8 protein-coding genes and 3 pseudogenes are annotated in these 15926 nt (G+C 63.3%); 8 read left to right on the top strand and 3 right to left on the bottom strand.

What is annotated here, in order from left to right:
- The first annotated feature begins 62 nt into the window (after window positions 1-62).
- The 5 genes and pseudogenes from ACZ1HA_RS17855 to ACZ1HA_RS17835 all read left to right on the top strand — a co-directional run bounded on the left by ACZ1HA_RS17855 (window position 63) and on the right by ACZ1HA_RS17835 (window position 9276).
- A complete protein-coding gene (locus ACZ1HA_RS17855) occupies window positions 63-1070 on the top strand; it encodes an AAA family ATPase (protein ID WP_472714858.1) in 1008 nt (335 codons plus the stop codon).
- Window positions 1067-1933, top strand: a pseudogene (locus ACZ1HA_RS17850) (DUF58 domain-containing protein); the annotation flags it as partial. The gene ACZ1HA_RS17855 and the pseudogene ACZ1HA_RS17850, both read left to right, overlap by 4 nt.
- Before the next feature lie 7 nt (window positions 1934-1940).
- A pseudogene (locus tag ACZ1HA_RS17845) lies at window positions 1941-4724 on the top strand (DUF4159 domain-containing protein).
- Window positions 4721-6764: pseudogene (locus ACZ1HA_RS17840) on the top strand (hypothetical protein). The pseudogenes ACZ1HA_RS17845 and ACZ1HA_RS17840 overlap by 4 nt, the downstream one beginning before the upstream one ends.
- 130 nt (window positions 6765-6894) lie before the next feature.
- Window positions 6895-9276, top strand: a complete 2382-nt coding sequence (locus tag ACZ1HA_RS17835; RefSeq protein ID WP_472714857.1) for a response regulator — start codon at window positions 6895-6897, stop codon at window positions 9274-9276.
- Here the strand turns inward: ACZ1HA_RS17835 and yaaA are convergent.
- From yaaA to ACZ1HA_RS17820, 3 genes are all read right to left on the bottom strand, one after another.
- A complete protein-coding gene (gene yaaA, locus ACZ1HA_RS17830; RefSeq protein WP_472714856.1) occupies window positions 9261-10040 on the bottom strand; it encodes a peroxide stress protein YaaA in 780 nt (259 codons plus the stop codon). The two genes, ACZ1HA_RS17835 and yaaA, sit on opposite strands and share 16 nt — an antisense overlap.
- A 41-nt stretch (window positions 10041-10081) precedes the next feature.
- Window positions 10082-12127, bottom strand: a complete 2046-nt coding sequence (gene recQ, locus ACZ1HA_RS17825; protein WP_472714855.1) for a DNA helicase RecQ — start codon at window positions 12125-12127, stop codon at window positions 10082-10084.
- 109 nt (window positions 12128-12236) lie between these two features.
- The gene (locus ACZ1HA_RS17820) at window positions 12237-12524 is read right to left on the bottom strand and encodes a YggT family protein (protein ID WP_298840551.1); all 288 of its coding nucleotides are present in this window, start codon (window positions 12522-12524) and stop codon (window positions 12237-12239) included.
- 140 nt (window positions 12525-12664) lie between these two features.
- Here ACZ1HA_RS17820 and ACZ1HA_RS17815 point away from each other — a divergent pair, with 140 nt between their 5' ends.
- The 3 genes from ACZ1HA_RS17815 to ACZ1HA_RS17805 are packed head-to-tail and all read left to right on the top strand — an operon-like array spanning window position 12665 to window position 15854.
- Window positions 12665-14032 (top strand): MFS transporter, encoded by a 1368-nt coding sequence (locus tag ACZ1HA_RS17815; protein ID WP_375229349.1) that lies wholly within the window; start codon window positions 12665-12667, stop codon window positions 14030-14032.
- Complete coding sequence (gene mepA, locus ACZ1HA_RS17810) at window positions 14029-14955, top strand: penicillin-insensitive murein endopeptidase (RefSeq protein WP_472714854.1); 927 nt, start codon at window positions 14029-14031, stop codon at window positions 14953-14955. The genes ACZ1HA_RS17815 and mepA overlap by 4 nt, the downstream gene beginning before the upstream one ends.
- Entirely contained in the window at window positions 14928-15854 is a 927-nt protein-coding gene (locus ACZ1HA_RS17805; protein ID WP_472714853.1) for an esterase-like activity of phytase family protein, read from the top strand. Before mepA ends, ACZ1HA_RS17805 begins: the two co-directional genes overlap by 28 nt.
- Window positions 15855-15926: the final 72 nt, after the last annotated feature.

The following is a 15926-nucleotide window of genomic DNA, read 5'->3' as shown; positions in this document are numbered from 1 at the left end:
TGCCATTTCCCTTCGCCGCGATAGAGTTACATCAACCATATAACCCATCGGAGCACGTTGTCATGAGTGATGCAGAAAACATGGTCGCGCAGATTGAAGCGCTTGGCGAAAAACTGAATGCGGCCAGGGATTCCATCACCAAACGGTTCATCGGCCAGGAACGCGTTGTGGAACTGACCCTGACGGCGCTTCTGTGCGGTGGTCACGGTCTGCTGATCGGTCTGCCGGGCCTTGGCAAGACCCGCCTGGTGGAAACGCTCTCGACGGTCATGGGCCTGCATGGCAACCGCGTGCAGTTCACACCCGACCTGATGCCGGCGGATATTCTGGGCTCCGAAGTGCTGGATACCGCCGCCGACGGGTCTCGGGCGTTCCGCTTTATTCAGGGTCCGATTTTCTGTCAGCTGTTGATGGCGGACGAGATCAACCGCGCCAGCCCGCGTACGCAATCCGCACTGCTGCAGGCGATGCAGGAAAAAACAGTCACTGTTGCAGGCGAAAACCGCCCGCTTGGTGTGCCATTTCATGTGCTCGCCACGCAGAACCCGATCGAGCAGGAAGGCACCTATCCGCTGCCCGAGGCGCAGCTGGACCGTTTCCTTGTGCAGATTGATGTGGCCTATCCGGACCGCGCGACCGAACGCGACATCCTGCTGGCCACGACAGGCGATACCGAGGAGGAATCCTCAGAGGTCTTTACCGCCGCCGAGCTGCTGGCTGCACAGCAATTGCTGCGCCGGATGCCCGTCGGCGACAGCGTGGTGGAGATGATCCTCGATCTGGTGCGCGCCTTCCGCCCCGACGAGGAAAGCGCCAGCCAGCAGGTGCGCGACACCGTCGCCTGGGGCCCGGGGCCACGGGCGGCACAGGCGCTGATGCTGACGGTCCGTGCCCGCGCGCTGCTGCAGGGGCGTCTCGCCCCTTCGGCCGAGGATGTACTCGACATGGCCCGCCCCGTGCTCAGCCACCGGATGGCGCTTAATTTTGCGGCCCGCGCCCGTGGCGACAGCCTGCAGGGTCTGATCGAAGCCACAGCGGCCGACCTTGCCGGAGCGAAGGCCGCCGCGTGAGCACAGCAACCGCCCTCCGCGCTCATGCCGAGACCGAAGCGGCGACGCTGCCCGCTTTGCTGGCGCGCGCCGAACATCTGGCCGGATCCGTCCTGCTGGGCGATCACGGCAGGCGCCGTGCGGGCATGGGCGATGATTTCTGGCAATACCGCCCGGCACAGGCCGGCGATAGCCGCCGGCTGATCGACTACCGGCGTTCCGCCCGCGGCGACACGGAATTTGTACGTGAACGCGAATGGCAGATTGCACAATCGGTGATGTTCTGGGTCGACCAGGGCGCGTCAATGCGGTTTGCCAGTGACGACAAGCTGCCCCAAAAAGCGGACCGCGCGCGGCTTCTGGGCCTCGCGGCTGCCATTCTTCTGGTGTGCGGCGGCGAACGCGTCGGTCTGACCGGCACGCTGCTGCCGCCCCGCCGGGGCAACACACAGATACTACGCCTGGCGGAGATGTTCGTGCAGGACGCACAGGAGGACTACAGCCCGCCCGAGCACCGCGCGATGATCCCCTCCGCCCGTGCTGTCTTCATTTCTGATTTCATGGGCGATATCTCAGAGGTCCGCCTGGCCCTCACCAAGGCCGCCGACCGGGGCGTGCGCGGCGTGCTGCTGCACGTACTCGACCCCTCGGAAGAAGCGTTCCCGTTTCGCGGCAGGACCATTTTTGAAAGCGTCGGCGGCAGTCTGAGCCATGAGACGCTCAAGGCAAGCGAGTTGCGCGACCGCTATCTTGACCGGCTGGCCCGCCGCAAGGCCGAGCTGTCTGATCTCTGCGCGCTGACCGGCTGGCAGTATGGCCAGCACCACACGGACAAAACAGCGCAATCCGCCCTGCTCTGGCTCTATCGGGCGCTGGATACGGGGGCGTTCGATGACTGTTCTGGGCGGAATCGGCTTTACCACGCCCTGGTTGCTGCTGGCGCTGCTGGCACTGCCGATCCTGTGGCTGATTCTGCGCGCGGTGCCCCCCGCGCCGATCCGGCGGCGCTTTCCCGGTGTGGCATTGCTGCTGGGGCTGAAGGATGACGAGAGCGTCAGTGACCGGACCCCTTGGTGGCTTTTACTGCTGCGCATCCTTGCCATTGCCGCCGTCATCGTTGGTCTCGCCGGGCCGGTACTGAACCCCGAAGCCGAAGCGTCACGCGGCGACGGCCCGCTGCTGATCGTGCTGGACGGCAGCTGGGGCGGTGCAACGCGCTGGACCGAACAGGCCGAAGCCATCGAAGCCCAGCTGACACGCGCGGGCCGCGCAGGCAGAACCGTTGCGTTCCTCGACATGGCCAGCCCGGAACCCCCGGTTTTCCAGGCCGCCGATGCCTGGCGCAGCCGTCTGCCCGGGTTCCGCCCCGCCGCCTGGCAGCCTGACGCTGCACGCGCTGCACAGGTGGCGTCTATGGCCGGCGATCTTGATGCTTTTGACACCATGTGGTTCAGCGACGGGCTCGATTATCCCGGTCGCGCGGATGTGCTGGACGCCTTTCAGAGTGCCGGCGCTGTTGAGATTTACCAGACCGCGGCCAATGTGATTGCGCTGCGCCCCGCCGGTTTTGAGGACGGCGCGGTCCAGATCACCGCCCTGCGCGCAGCCCCGGGCCCGGAACGTGAGGTCGTGATACAGGCACAGGGCCGCGACCCGGCGGGGAATGCTTCAATCCTTGCAAGCGCCGGAGCCGTATTTGCAGCGGGCGAGACCGAAACCACCACGGCCCTGTCCCTGCCTGCCGAACTGCGCGCCCGCATCACGCGGTTTGACATCCAGTGGCCAGCGGTCCGCCGGTGCCACAACGCTGGCAGATGATGCCCTGCGCCGCCGTGAAGTCGCGCTGATTGCCGGTCGTGAGAGCCGCGAAGGTCTGCAGCTGCTGTCGCCGCTGCACTATATCGAACAGGCGCTCGCACCGAATGCGGACCTGATCCGTGGCGCCATCAGCGATGTGCTGCCTGCTAATCCGGATGTCATCATCCTCGCGGATGTGGCCACCCTGTCGCCTGCCGAAACCGAAGACCTCGGAGCATGGATCGACGAAGGTGGTCTGCTTGTGCGCTTTGCCGGTCCCCGCGTGGCCGCCAGCGACATTTCCCGCATCGATGAAGACCCGATGATGCCCGTTCGTCTGCGCACCGGCGGCCGCACTGTGGGCGGCGCAATGAGCTGGGGGAACCCAAGAGCCTCGCACCCTTCCGCGAGAATTCACCCTTTTTCGGTCTGCGCATTCCGGACGACGTTCAGATCACCAGCCAGGTCATGGCCCAGCCGGACCCGACGCTGGCCGAACGTGTGATCGCAGAGCTGACCGATGGCACACCGCTGGTGACCCGAAAATCCCGCGAACAGGGCCAGATCGTGCTCTTTCACATCACCGCAACGGCGGACTGGTCAACCCTGCCGCTGTCGGGCCTCTTTGTTCAGATGCTGGAACGGCTGGCCGTGTCGTCCTCTGCCTCCGCACCGGATGCGACGCAACTGGAAGGCACCACATGGACGCCCGAGCAGGTGATGGACGGCTTTGGTGTTCTCAGCGATGCCGGAACGCTGCCCGGTGTGCCCGGGCCCGATCTGGTCAATGCATCTGCCGGTCCCGACATGCAGCCCGGCATCTACGCCGATGGCGACCGGCGTCTGGCCCGCAACGTGATCAGCGCGGAAACAACGCTCACCCCGGCCACCTGGCCTGCTGATATCCCGATCCGTGGTTTTGCCGTGCCGCCCGAACAACCGGTAGCGGGCTGGCTGCTGAGCCTGTCCATCCTGCTGCTGCTGGCGGATGTGGTGGCCTCCCTTGCGCTGTCCGGCCGCCTGCTGGGCAGGGTCAACAACAGCACTGCGGCCCTCGCATTGCTGGCGCTCCTTCTGCTGCCACCCGCCGGCGCTCAGGCGCAGGAAAACGACCCTGAAGCTGACGCCTTTGCGCTGAATGCCACTGCCGAAATGGTGCTGGCCTATGTCATGACAGGTGACAATCGGGTCGATGAACTCTCGCAAGCGGGTTTGACCGGCCTGTCCCAGACGCTCTATTTCCGCACCTCCGTCGAACCGGCAGACCCCGTTGGCGTTAATCTGGAAACCGACGAACTGGCGTTTTTCCCGATCCTGTACTGGCCGGTCACGCCCGACCAGCCGCGTCCGTCCTCAGAGGCCTATGCAAAACTCAATGCATATCTGCGGTCCGGTGGTCTGATCCTTTTTGACACCCGCGATGCGGATATCGCCCGCTTTGGTGCCGCCTCTCCCAACGGGCGCAAGCTCCGGGATCTGGCGGCCCCGCTCGATATTCCGCCCCTGGAACCACTGCCGACTGATCATGTGCTGACCCGCACCTTCTACCTGCTGCAGGACTTCCCCGGCCGTCACACCAGCCGCGAGGTCTGGGTCGAAGCCGCCCCGCCTGATGCAGAACAGATCGAGGGCATGCCGTTCCGCAATCTCAACGATGGCGTCACGCCTGTGGTGATCGGCGGCAATGACTGGGCCGCCGCCTGGGCGGTGAACCGGAACGGTGCGCCCATGGTCCCCGTGGGCCGCGGGTTCACCGGCGAGCGTCAGCGCGAACTGGCCTATAGGTTCGGCATTAACCTCATCATGCACGTGCTGACGGGCAACTATAAATCTGACCAGGTCCACGTACCTGCACTGCTCGACAGGCTCGGCCAGTGACGGGCACGATCATATTCGACCCGCTCGTCCCCTGGGCGATGGTCACAGTGGTCGCGGTCATCGCGCTGGCCTCTGTCATGCTGGCAGGATTGCGCGGCCTGAACGGATGGCCACTGCGCGGACTTGCGGCTCTGGTGGTGCTGGGCGCGCTGATCAATCCTTCCTATCAGCAGGAAGACCGCGCGCCGCTCACCGATATTGTGGTGATGCTTGAAGATGACAGCGCCAGCCAGCAGTTGTCCGACCGCCCAGAACAGACACTGACCGCCGCTGACGAACTGGCCGCGCGGATCAGCGCCCGTTCCAACACCGAAGTGCGTCGGGTGACCGTGTCCGATGGCGAAGGCGATGCGGGCACGCAGCTGATGACGGCGCTGTCCACAGCGCTTGCCGAAGAGCCCCGCGCCCGGATTGCCGGCGTGATCGCGCTCAGCGATGGACGTGTGCATGACGCCGATCTGCCCGTTAATCTGCCCGCGCCCATGCATCTGCTGCTGACGGGCGAGGAAACCGACTGGGACCGCCGCCTGTCGATCCGCAATGCACCTGCCTTTGCGATCATCGGTGAACCCGTCACGCTGACCCTGCGGGTCGAGGATATGGGAGCCGCCCCCGCCGGGGCAGTCGTCGCCCCGCTGCTGATCTCAGTCGATGGTGCAGAACCGCAGGAATTTCAGGTCCCGCTGGGCCAGGATATCGAACTGCCGGTGACACTTCCCCATGGCGGTCGCAACGTGATCGAATTCACCGTACCGACTGCGGAGGGCGAACTGACCGACCGCAACAACAAGGCGCTGATCCAGATGAACGGCGTGCGGGACCGCCTGCGCGTTCTGCTCGTCTCGGGCGAGCCGCATCCCGGTGGCCGCACATGGCGTAACCTGCTGAAATCAGACAGCTCTGTAGACCTCGTGCATTTCACGATCCTGCGCCCGCCCGAAAAGCAGGATGGTGTGCCGGTCAGTGAACTGTCCCTGATTGCCTTCCCAACGCGCGAGCTGTTCCTGGAAAAGATCGATGATTTCGATCTGATCATTTTTGACCGGTACAAACGCCGGGGCATCCTGCCCTCGCTCTACCTCGATAACGTCGCCAACTACATCCGCGCCGGCGGTGCCGTCCTCGGTCGCGGCGGGTCCGGACTTCGCCGGCGCCGACAGCATTTTCCGCTCACCGCTGGGCTCGGTTCTGCCCGGCGCGCCGACAGCCCGCGTTGTGGACCAGCCCTACCGGCCGACCGTCACCGAGCTTGGCGAGCGCCATCCGGTCAGCACCGGGTTGCCGGGCGGCGGCGACTGGGGCCGCTGGCTGCGTCAGGTCGAGATTGCCAATACCACCGGGCACACGGTGATGTCCGGAACAGGTGACCGGCCGCTTCTGGTCCTGGACCGGGTCGGGGCCGGGCGCGTGGCGCTGCTGGCCTCTGATCACGCCTGGCTCTGGAACCGCGGATATGAGGGCGGCGGCCCGCAGCTTGAACTGCTGCGCCGCCTCGCCCACTGGATGATGAAAGAACCCGAGCTGGAAGAAGAAGCGCTGACAGCACAGGCCACCGGTCAAACCATGCGCATTCAGCGCCGTACGCTGGGCGAAGAAGTCCCACCCCTGCGGCTGACCGATCCGTCCGGCAATGTCACCGAGCTGGAGCTGACAGAAAGCCGTCCGGGTGTCTTTGAAACGGTGTTTGAGGGCCCGGAAATCGGGCTCTACCGGCTGGAAAACGGGGATCAGATCGCGGTGATTGGTCTTGGCCCTGCCGCACCCCGCGAGTTCGAGCAGACAATCGCCACGGGTGAAATCCTGGCCCCCGTTGTGGCCGGGCTGCGGGGCGGTATCCTGCGGCTGGAAGACGGTCTGCCCCGGTTGCGCGACGTGCGCGAAGGCCGCCCTGCCGCTGGGCGCGGCTGGATCGGGCTGACACCGCGCGACGCCTATGAAACGCGCGACGTGCGGCAAACGACTCTGTTGCCGGGCTGGCTGGTGCTGCTGCTGACGGCGGCACTCATTACAACCGCATGGCTGCGTGAGGGCCGGCGCTGACCGCCTGAGGATGTATTTCGGGCAGAAACGACCGGAAAACGACCCACCCACTGCGCGCAGATTAAGCAGTTCTTCACGGTAAAGAATGTATCACCGGCTGGTCAGTTGAGACCAACCTGCGATTGTTTTTATGACCCTTGCCAACATCCTGGCAGAAGAGAGACGCCGGCGGCTGGCCGCGGAAAGGCTGCTTGAAGTCAAGCAGGCCGAACTCTTTGCGGCCAACCGCAAGCTGGGTCAGCACGCGCGTAACCTGACCGACCAGATTGTCGAAACACGCGCCGAGGTTGCGACAGTCCGCGACGAGAACAAGCGCGTGAAATCCGACCTCAGCGCCGCGCAGGAAAAGATCCAGCGTGTTGAACGCCGGCTCTGGCATTCGATCGAAGCGATCAAGGACGGCTTTGCGTTCTTTTCCCCCGACTTTGAAATGATCATGGCCAACCCGTCCTATCTGGAGGTTTTCGACGGGCTGGAAGAGATCAAACCGGGGGTTAGTTACGTCACCATTCTGCAGATGCTGACCGACGAGGGGATCGTCAACACCGGCAGCATCCACCCCGCCGACTGGCGCCAGTACATGATCGAGCGGATCCAGTCGCCCGACCCCCAGCCCGAAGTGATCCAGTTGTGGAACGGCCAGTACATCCGCCTGCTGGACCAGCGCGGACCGGATGGTGACATCATCTCGCTCGGACTGAACATTACAGAATCGGTCGAATACGAAAAGAAACTCAAATCCGCCCGACAGAGCGCCGAAATCGCCAACCGCGCCAAATCGGCATTCCTCGCCAACATGAGCCATGAACTGCGCACGCCGATGAACGGCGTCGTGGGCATGGCAGACCTTCTGATGGAAGGCGATCTGGACGAGGAACAGGAACTGTATGTCGATACGATCAAACGTTCGGGCGAGGCGCTGCTGGTCATCATCAACGACGTGCTCGACTACTCCAAGATCGAAGCGGACCGGCTGGAGCTGCATCCCGAACCCTTCGATCTTGAAAAGGCGATCTACGACATTCTGACCCTGCTGCAGGCATCGGCACAGGACAAAGGCATCAGCCTTCTGATGGACTACGAACCCGGTCTGACCGGCGAACTTGTCGGCGACCCGGGCCGGATCCGTCAGGTGCTGACGAACCTGATCGGCAACGCCGTGAAATTCACCACCGAGGGACATGTGGTGGTCCGGGTCCGCGGCAAACCCGACGAGGCCGGCGAAACAGTGCGTCTGACGGTCAGCGTCTGCGACACCGGAATTGGCATTCCCGAGGACCAGATCGACCTCATCTTCGGCGAATTCAATCAGGTCGAAAATGAACGCAACCGGCAGTTTGACGGTACCGGCCTGGGCCTCGCGATCACGCAGCGGCTGGTGGCCATGATGGGGGGCCGCATTTGGGTAACCTCTGAGGAGGGCACGGGCTCCGAGTTCTGCTTTGAGGTTGATCTCAGCACGTCGGGGCCTGCGCTGCTGGAAGCGCCGGAAATGGCGGAATCACTGCGCCACGTGCTGCTCGTCGACGGCACCGGTGCCGAGCAGAACCACCTCTGCCTGCAGCTTGAACAACTGGGCCTGCGGGTCACCACATGCAATACCGCCCGGAATGCGATGAGCCGGCTGGATGACAGCGTGGATCTGGTGATGTGCGACCACGATCTGCCCGATCAGAACGGTCTGGCGCTGACCGCTGAGATGCGGAGCGCCGGGCACAGCGGCCCCGTCTATGTGATGTGCCGCAATATCGGGAACGCCCGCAAAAGCCCCGACAGAGACGCCGCCAGCAAGCTTGTCCAGCGTCCCTTTGTACGCCAGGACCTGCACACATGGCTGTCTGAGGAGTGTTTCAGCAAATTTGTTGTAGAGGAACCAGCACCCGCGCTGCCCTCTTTCCGGCACAGATCTGCACCGGCGCCCCCAGAAGAAACCGTTGAACAGAAAGTGCCACCAGCCGCACCCGCCCCCACAGCGCCTGCAACGGACCCGGTCGATGCACCGGAACCCGAAGAAACATCCACAGTTGTCGAAGCTGAGGCTCCCGAGGCTCCCGAGGCTCCCGAGGCTCCCGAGGCTCCCGAGGCTCCCGAGGCTCCAAGAAAGATGCGCATCCTTGCCGCCGAAGACAATAAAACAAACCGGCTTGTGTTCTCTAAAATGGTCAAGTCACTGGACATTGACCTTGAGTTCGCCTGCGACGGCGTCGAGGCGGTCGAAGGCTGGCAGAGCTTTGCACCGGACATGATCTTTATGGACATCTCCATGCCGCGCCTCGACGGCAAACAGGCCGCGACCAAAATCCGCGAACTGGAAAAGGACGGCCAGCGCATCCCGATCGTGGCTCTGACGGCCCATGCCATGGCCGGTGATGAAAAGGAGATCCTGGCCGCTGGCCTCGATCACTACATGACCAAACCCCTGCGCAAAGCAGAGATCGTCTCGCGCATTCTGGCGCATTGCCCCAAAGGCGTGATCAGCCCGATGCCCGAACCGGATCAGGAGGCCGGGTAAGGCCGCACGAATACCGGCTTGTCGTCCGATGAAAGATCGGGCCGGTACCGGTAGCCTCCGGTGACGAAATCCTGCAGGCTTTCAGGGTCCGTCAGCCGGTTGACGATCACATAACGCGCCATGGCACCACGCGCCTTTTTGGCAAAGAAACTGACCATCTTCGGGCCTTTACCGTCGTCTTTGTCTTCCATGAACGCCGGTGTAATCACCCGCAGTTTCAGCGCGCCGGGTGCCACGGCACCGAAATATTCCTGACTGGCGCAGTTCACCAGCACGCCCGTGCCAACCGTTTCGGCCTGCGCATTCAGATGCTGCGACAGGGTGTCACGCCAGTAGTCGTACAGGTTGCCCCCACGGCGCGTTTTCAGACGGCTGCCCATTTCCAGACGGTACGGCTGGATCGCATCCATCGGGCGCAGCACACCATAAAGACCGGACAGGATACGCAGATGATCCTGCGCCCAGTCCAGCTCCTCCGTGGACAGGCTGCCCGCTTCCAGCCCCTGATAGGTGTCCCCGGCAAAAGCCATCACCGCAGGGCGCGTGACCTCCTGCTCCGGGTCGTCCTGAAAGGCACGGAAGCGGTCCCGGTTGAGCCGCGCCAGATCGTCGCTCAGACCCATGAGTGACTTCAGCCCACCCAGCGTCAGGTTGCGCGCCGTTTTCGCCAGCCGCACCGCGTCCGGCTGAAACACCGGTTGCGTCATCTGCGCGGTCTGCGCGTCCCAGTCCAGTCGTTTTGCAGGCGAAATCACCACCAGCATCTGCGTCTCCTCAATCGGTCACCCCGGCTCTCCGGCGTGATCTAGCCCGCCTCCCGCAGGACGTCCAGAAATGCCGGGCCAAATCTTTCGGCGCGGCGCTCGCCCAGCAGTTTCTGCAGCAAAACAGGGTCCGGCGCGTGCAGTTGCGCGACCTTCGCCAGCAGCGACGCAGGACAACTCAGGGGCTTGTCCAGGCCAGCTTCTCCGCGGGCAAGGCTGGCCTGCACTTCCAGCAGGCGGTCATAGACCGATCCGGCGGACCGCCCCGCCAGTTTGCGCCTGGTCGGATGCATCTGCGGGGCCTCACCGGCGATCACCTCCAGAAAGGCATCGCCATAACTGTCCAGCTTTTTGGCACCGACACCGCCGATGCCCGCCATCTCATCCAGCGTCTGCGGGCGCTTTTCGGCCATCTCGATCAGCGTCCGGTCGGTGAAAATGATATAGGCCGGGACCCGTGCGGCCTCGGCAATTGCACGGCGTTTTGCCTTCAGCGCAGACAACAGCGGCGCATCCTCTTCCGAAACCATGGCCTTAACCGCAGGACGCCGGGTGGCTTTCGCCGCCGCAATACTGTCGCGGCGCAGCGAGATGCTCGCCTGATCCCGCAGGATCGGCAGGGCTGCATCCGTCATCCGCAGGGCGCCATGGCGTTCGGGATCCGGCCGCACCAGATCATGCCCCATCATCTGACGGAAAACTGCCTGCCACTGCCGCCGGTCATACTCCTGACCCACGGCGAAGGTCGGCAGGGCCTCGTGCCCGCGCTGACGGACCTTGTCGGTTTCATTCCCGATCAGAATATCGATCAGATGTCCCGCACCAAAGTTCTCGCCAGTGCGCAGAATGGCCGACAGCGCCTTGCGCACAGCCGTTGTCCCATCGAACACATCCGCCGGCGTATCACACAGATCACATCTGCCGCAGGACACTTCCGTTTCACCGAAATACCGCAACAGAGTCTCGCGCCGGCAGGACAGCGCTTCGGCGAGACCCAGCAACGCGTTGAGCCGTGCGTGATCCGCAGCGCGGCGCTCCGGTGGCGCAAGACCTTCGTCAATCTGGGACCGTCGCAGCCGGATATCTTCGGGCCCGAACAACGTGAGGGTTTCAGCCGGCGCGCCATCACGCCCCGCCCGTCCGATCTCCTGATAATAGGCTTCGATCGATTTCGGCAGATCCGCATGCGCCACCCAGCGGATATCCGGTTTATCAACGCCCATCCCGAACGCCACCGTGGCCACCACGATCAGCCCATCTTCCTGCTGGAACCGGCGCTCTGCAATCCGCCGGTCTTCCGCGTCCATGCCGCCATGGTAATGCAGCGCCGTGTGGCCCGCCTCGCGCAACCCCGTGGCCAGCCCTTCGGTCTTGGCACGGGTGCCGCAATAAACAATGCCGGATTGCCCGCGCCGGGCATCGGCAAAGTCCAGGATCTGGCGGCGCGGGCTGTTCTTGGCCTGAAACGCCAGATGAATATTCGGCCGGTCAAAACCATGCAGAAACGCGCGGGGTGCGGCGCCGTCAAAGAGTTTTTCAACGATTTCCTGGCGCGTCTCGGCATCGGCGGTGGCGGTAAAGGCGGCCAGCGGCACCCCCAGATCACGGCGCAGCGCACCGATGCGCAGGTAATCCGGGCGGAAATCGTGACCCCACTGGCTGACGCAATGCGCTTCATCCACGGCGATCATCGACACGCCCGCGCGCCGCAAAAGCCCCGCCGCACCACCCGAGGCCAGCCGTTCCGGTGCCATATAGAGCAGTTTCAGCGTTCCGGCATCAAGCGCTTCAAACACCGCATCGGTTTCCTCAGGCGTGTTTCCCGACGTCAGCGCCCCGGCGGAAACACCGGCCTCCTGCAGGGCGCGCACCTGATCACGCATCAGTGCAATCAGCGGTGAGATCACCACCGTCACACCATCCCGGATCAGGGCAGGCAGCTGAAAGCACAGGGATTTTCCCCCGCCCGTCGGCATGATCGCCAGCACGTTTTCGCCCGCGGAAACAGCCGTGACAATATCTTCCTGGCCCGGCCGGAAGCTGTCGAACCCAAAAACATCACGTAACAGCGTGGCAGCGCCTGTCATGAAAACCCTGTGAAATGATCTGCTCTTTTACGCAGACTCCCACACCGTGGATTCAGGGACAAGGCCTACCCGTCAGCGACCCGAAATAATCTTCGCAGGGACAGGTGGCTCAGATGAAGAGCGCGTAGTTGTTGACCAGCACAATCCGCAGGATGGCCACGATCAGCAGCACGGCCAGCGGCGCCAGGTCGATCCCGCCCATCTGCGGCAGCATCCGGCGCACAGGCCCGTAAATCGGCTCCAGCAGGCGGTTCAGTCCATACCAGATCTGAGCCACCAGCTGTTGCTGCGTGTTCAGGACCTGGAAATTGATCAGCCAGCTCATGATGACGTGCGCGATGATAAAGAACCACACAACGTTCAGCAGAAGCATCAGAATTTCGAACAGCGATTGCATCAGTGGCCCTTTCGTTGCGACGTTTCTCAGTTAAGCAGGCGACCGGCAAAGGGCAAGTCCCCGCCGTGCTGCAAAACCCGTGCTTGCGCCGCGCGCTTGTGCCTGTTTTAGCTTAAGATACCCTAAAGAGGCAGGCGGGTATGACAGCAGAAAAGAAGCGGATCTGGGGCTGGTTCGCCTTCGACTGGGCCGCGCAACCCTATTACACCCTGGGTCTGACGTTTATCTTCGGACCCTATTTTGCAGGCGTGGCGACCGATTTCTTTACCACATCAGGCATGTCTGAGAACGCAGCCGATGCGCGCGCCCAAAGCGTCTGGGCTAATGCACAGCTGGTCGCGGGCCTTTTTATCGCGGTCCTTGGTCCGGTGATCGGGGCCTATGCGGACAGCACGGGCCGCCGCATGCCCTGGATTGTCGCCTTTTCGGTGGTCTATGTCATCGCCTCAGCCTCCCTGTGGTATATGGTGCCGGATGGCTCCGCGCTCTGGTTCTGCCTTTATGCCTTTGCCATCGGGTTCGTGGCGGCGGAATTTGCCCTGATCTTTGTAAACGCACAACTGCCGGGCCTCGGTGACGAAGACACCATCGGCAAAATCAGCGGCGTGGGCGCATCGCTGGGCTATTGGGGCGGGGTTGTCTCGCTCTTTATCATGCTGCTGTTTTTCTTTGAGGCCAATCCGCAGGACGGCACAACACTCATCGGTCTTGCACCCGCTCTTGGGCTGGACGCATCGCAAAGCGAGGGCACGCGCTTTGTGGGTCCCTTTATCGCCGGCTGGTTCGTAATCTTTATGATCCCTTACTTTGCCTGGGTGCGCGAACCAAAGCCTGCTGTGAAACAGGGCGGGTTCAGCGCCGCGATGGCCGACCTGCGTGCCTCTCTCGCGCAGGTGTTCCGCCGGCCCAGCCTCGCTGCCTACCTGGGGTCGTCCATGCTTTACCGTGACGCGCTGAATGCGCTTTACGGGTTCGGCGGTGTCTATGCCCGCCTGGTGCTCGACTGGTCTCTCACCAACATCGCGATATTCGGGATCATCGGGGCCATTACAGCGGCGATTGCCACCTGGGTCGGGGGGCTCTTTGATGAAAAATACGGCCCTAAACCGGTTATCAGGGTCTGTATTTTCATTCTGATCGCTGTCTGCAGCGTGATTGTCGGCATGTCACGCGAAACCTTCTTCGGGGTGCCGTTGCCACCGGGATCAACGCTCCCCGATCTGACGTTCTTTGTGTGCGGCGCTGCGATCGGCGGCGCGGGTGGTGCGCTCTATGCCGCGTCGCGCTCCATGATGGTACGGCACACCAACCCCGACCGCCCGACAGAGGCGTTCGGGCTCTTTGCGCTGTCCGGCAAGGCCACCGCTTTTCTGGCGCCGCTGCTGATCAGCGTGGTCACAACCGCGACCGAAAACGCCCGCCTGGGCATTTCTCCACTGATCGGGCTTTTCGTACTCGCCCTGATTGTGCTCATATGGGTCAACCCCAAAGGAGACCGCGCCGCATGACCCGCCTCTTCACCGGACTGCTGACTGCCCTCGCCTGCCTCGCCCTTGCCAGCTGCGACGAAGCTCCGGCGCCGGAGGTGCGCGCAACACCGGAACCGGTCATCGCCACGTCCGGGAATTCGAACGGTGTCGCGAAACAGCTGTTCGGCGCAAAGAAAGAGGCATCGGCTCAGCGCCCGGGTCCCTTGGGCAGCTATGCCAAAGGCTGCATCGCCGGGGCCGCGGAACTGCCAGAAACCGGACCGACCTGGCAGGCGATGCGTCTGTCGCGCAACCGCAACTGGGCACACCCGGAAACCGTCGGCTTTGTGCAGGATCTCAGCCGCGCAGCCGCGCGCCAGCCCGGGTGGAATGGTCTCTATGTGGGCGATCTCAGCCAGCCCCGCGGCGGGCCGATGCTGTCGGGCCACGCCAGCCACCAGATCGGGCTCGACGCCGACATCTGGCTGCGGCCCGCAGGCAACCTGGCGCTGTCAGCGGCCGACCGCGAAGCCATCTCTTCGATCTCCCTGCGCCGGGAACGCGGGGCTTTCGTGAACGACAACTGGACACCGGCGCACCACGAAATCATCAAGGCCGCAGCCTCTGATCCGCGTGTTGCGCGTATTTTCATCTTCCCCGGCGCCAAGGTTCAGATGTGCAAAGACGCACGCGGCGATCGCGCCTGGCTCAACAAAGTGCGCCCCTGGTTCGGGCATCACTACCATTTTCACGTACGTCTCAAATGCCCTGCGGGTGCGACCGGCTGTATTGATCAGGCACCGCCACCCGCCGGGGACGGATGCGCGGACGCCCAGGCCTGGGTGAATAATATTCTCAACCCGCCGCCGCCCGATCCAAACGCCAAACCCAGAAAACCCCGCCGCGACCTTGTGCTCGCCGATCTGCCGTCACAATGCGCCGCCGTTTTACAGTCCCGCTGATCACGGCGTTTGGCATCGCAGCGGTTGGCTTTGCACCATGGTTTGCCCTGAAACCGGACCCTCCGGCCACGCCGCCCGACGCGCAGCCCGCGCAGCTCAGCGCCATCATTCCCGCCGAAACAGAGGCTGACTGGGCTGGTGGCTTTTCGGGCATTGAGGTTTCAGACGATGGCAGCGCCTGGTTTCTGGTCACCGACCGGGGTCATATCGCGCGCGGCTCCTTCACCCGGCAGGACGGGACTTTGAAGAGCGCAGAAATAACTGCCTTTCAGCGCCTGGTCGACCGGTTCGGCAACGCCCCCGATTTCCCCCATACCGATGCCGAAGGCCTGGCTCTTGACAGCGCCGGGCGGCTCAACGTGTCCTTTGAGCATGCCCACCGGGTTCTGCGGTATGAGACATGGGAGGCATCCGCGGTCTGGCCGTCCTATACCAGATCATGGCGGGCGCTGCCGAAGAACGGTGGCCTGGAGGCACTGGCCATAGATGCGCAGGGCCGTCTGTTTGCCATTCCGGAAGGGGTCGCATCCGGCGCCTGGGAAGCGCTGGTCTACCGGCGGAATGTGACCGGACCATGGGAGCAACCCTTTACCCTGCGGCTGGCCGAAGGCTTCAAACCCACCGGTGCTGACTTTGGCCCCGACGGACGCCTCTATCTGCTGGAAAGGTCCGTCTATCCATTTGGCTTCCGCTCGCGGGTCCGCAGCATGACCGTCACCGAAACAGGTTTTAAGAACACGCGCGTCATTCTGGAGACACCGCTTTTCACCCACGGAAACCTCGAAGGCATCGCAGTCTGGCGCGACACGGACGGGCAAATCCGCCTGACCATGGTCTCAGACGATAATTTCCTGCCCATGCTGCGCTCGGAAATCGTGGAATATATCCTCACAGAGTGACTTGCGCTGCACGGGCATCCGCCGTAAAGACCGCGCGTTGGCCCGATCGGGTCCGCCAAGTGCCGCAACCTT

It is taken from the genome of Roseobacter sp. S87, assembly GCF_055693285.1.
The sequence above is the reverse complement of the archived record's forward strand: the minus strand, read 5'-3'. Positions and strand labels throughout refer to the sequence as shown.

Bases quoted from the DNA above. Each gene is read 5' to 3' on its own strand.
- ACZ1HA_RS17855 (WP_472714858.1), top strand. From the start codon at position 63: ATGAGTGATGCAGAAAACATGGTCGCGCAGATTGAAGCGCTTGGCGAA.
- ACZ1HA_RS17835 (WP_472714857.1), top strand. From the start codon at position 6,895: ATGACCCTTGCCAACATCCTGGCAGAAGAGAGACGCCGGCGGCTGGCC.
- yaaA (WP_472714856.1), bottom strand. From the start codon at position 10,040: ATGCTGGTGGTGATTTCGCCTGCAAAACGACTGGACTGGGACGCGCAG.
- recQ (WP_472714855.1), bottom strand. From the start codon at position 12,127: ATGACAGGCGCTGCCACGCTGTTACGTGATGTTTTTGGGTTCGACAGC.
- ACZ1HA_RS17820 (WP_298840551.1), bottom strand. From the start codon at position 12,524: ATGCAATCGCTGTTCGAAATTCTGATGCTTCTGCTGAACGTTGTGTGG.
- ACZ1HA_RS17815 (WP_375229349.1), top strand. From the start codon at position 12,665: ATGACAGCAGAAAAGAAGCGGATCTGGGGCTGGTTCGCCTTCGACTGG.
- mepA (WP_472714854.1), top strand. From the start codon at position 14,029: ATGACCCGCCTCTTCACCGGACTGCTGACTGCCCTCGCCTGCCTCGCC.
- ACZ1HA_RS17805 (WP_472714853.1), top strand. From the start codon at position 14,928: ATGCGCCGCCGTTTTACAGTCCCGCTGATCACGGCGTTTGGCATCGCA.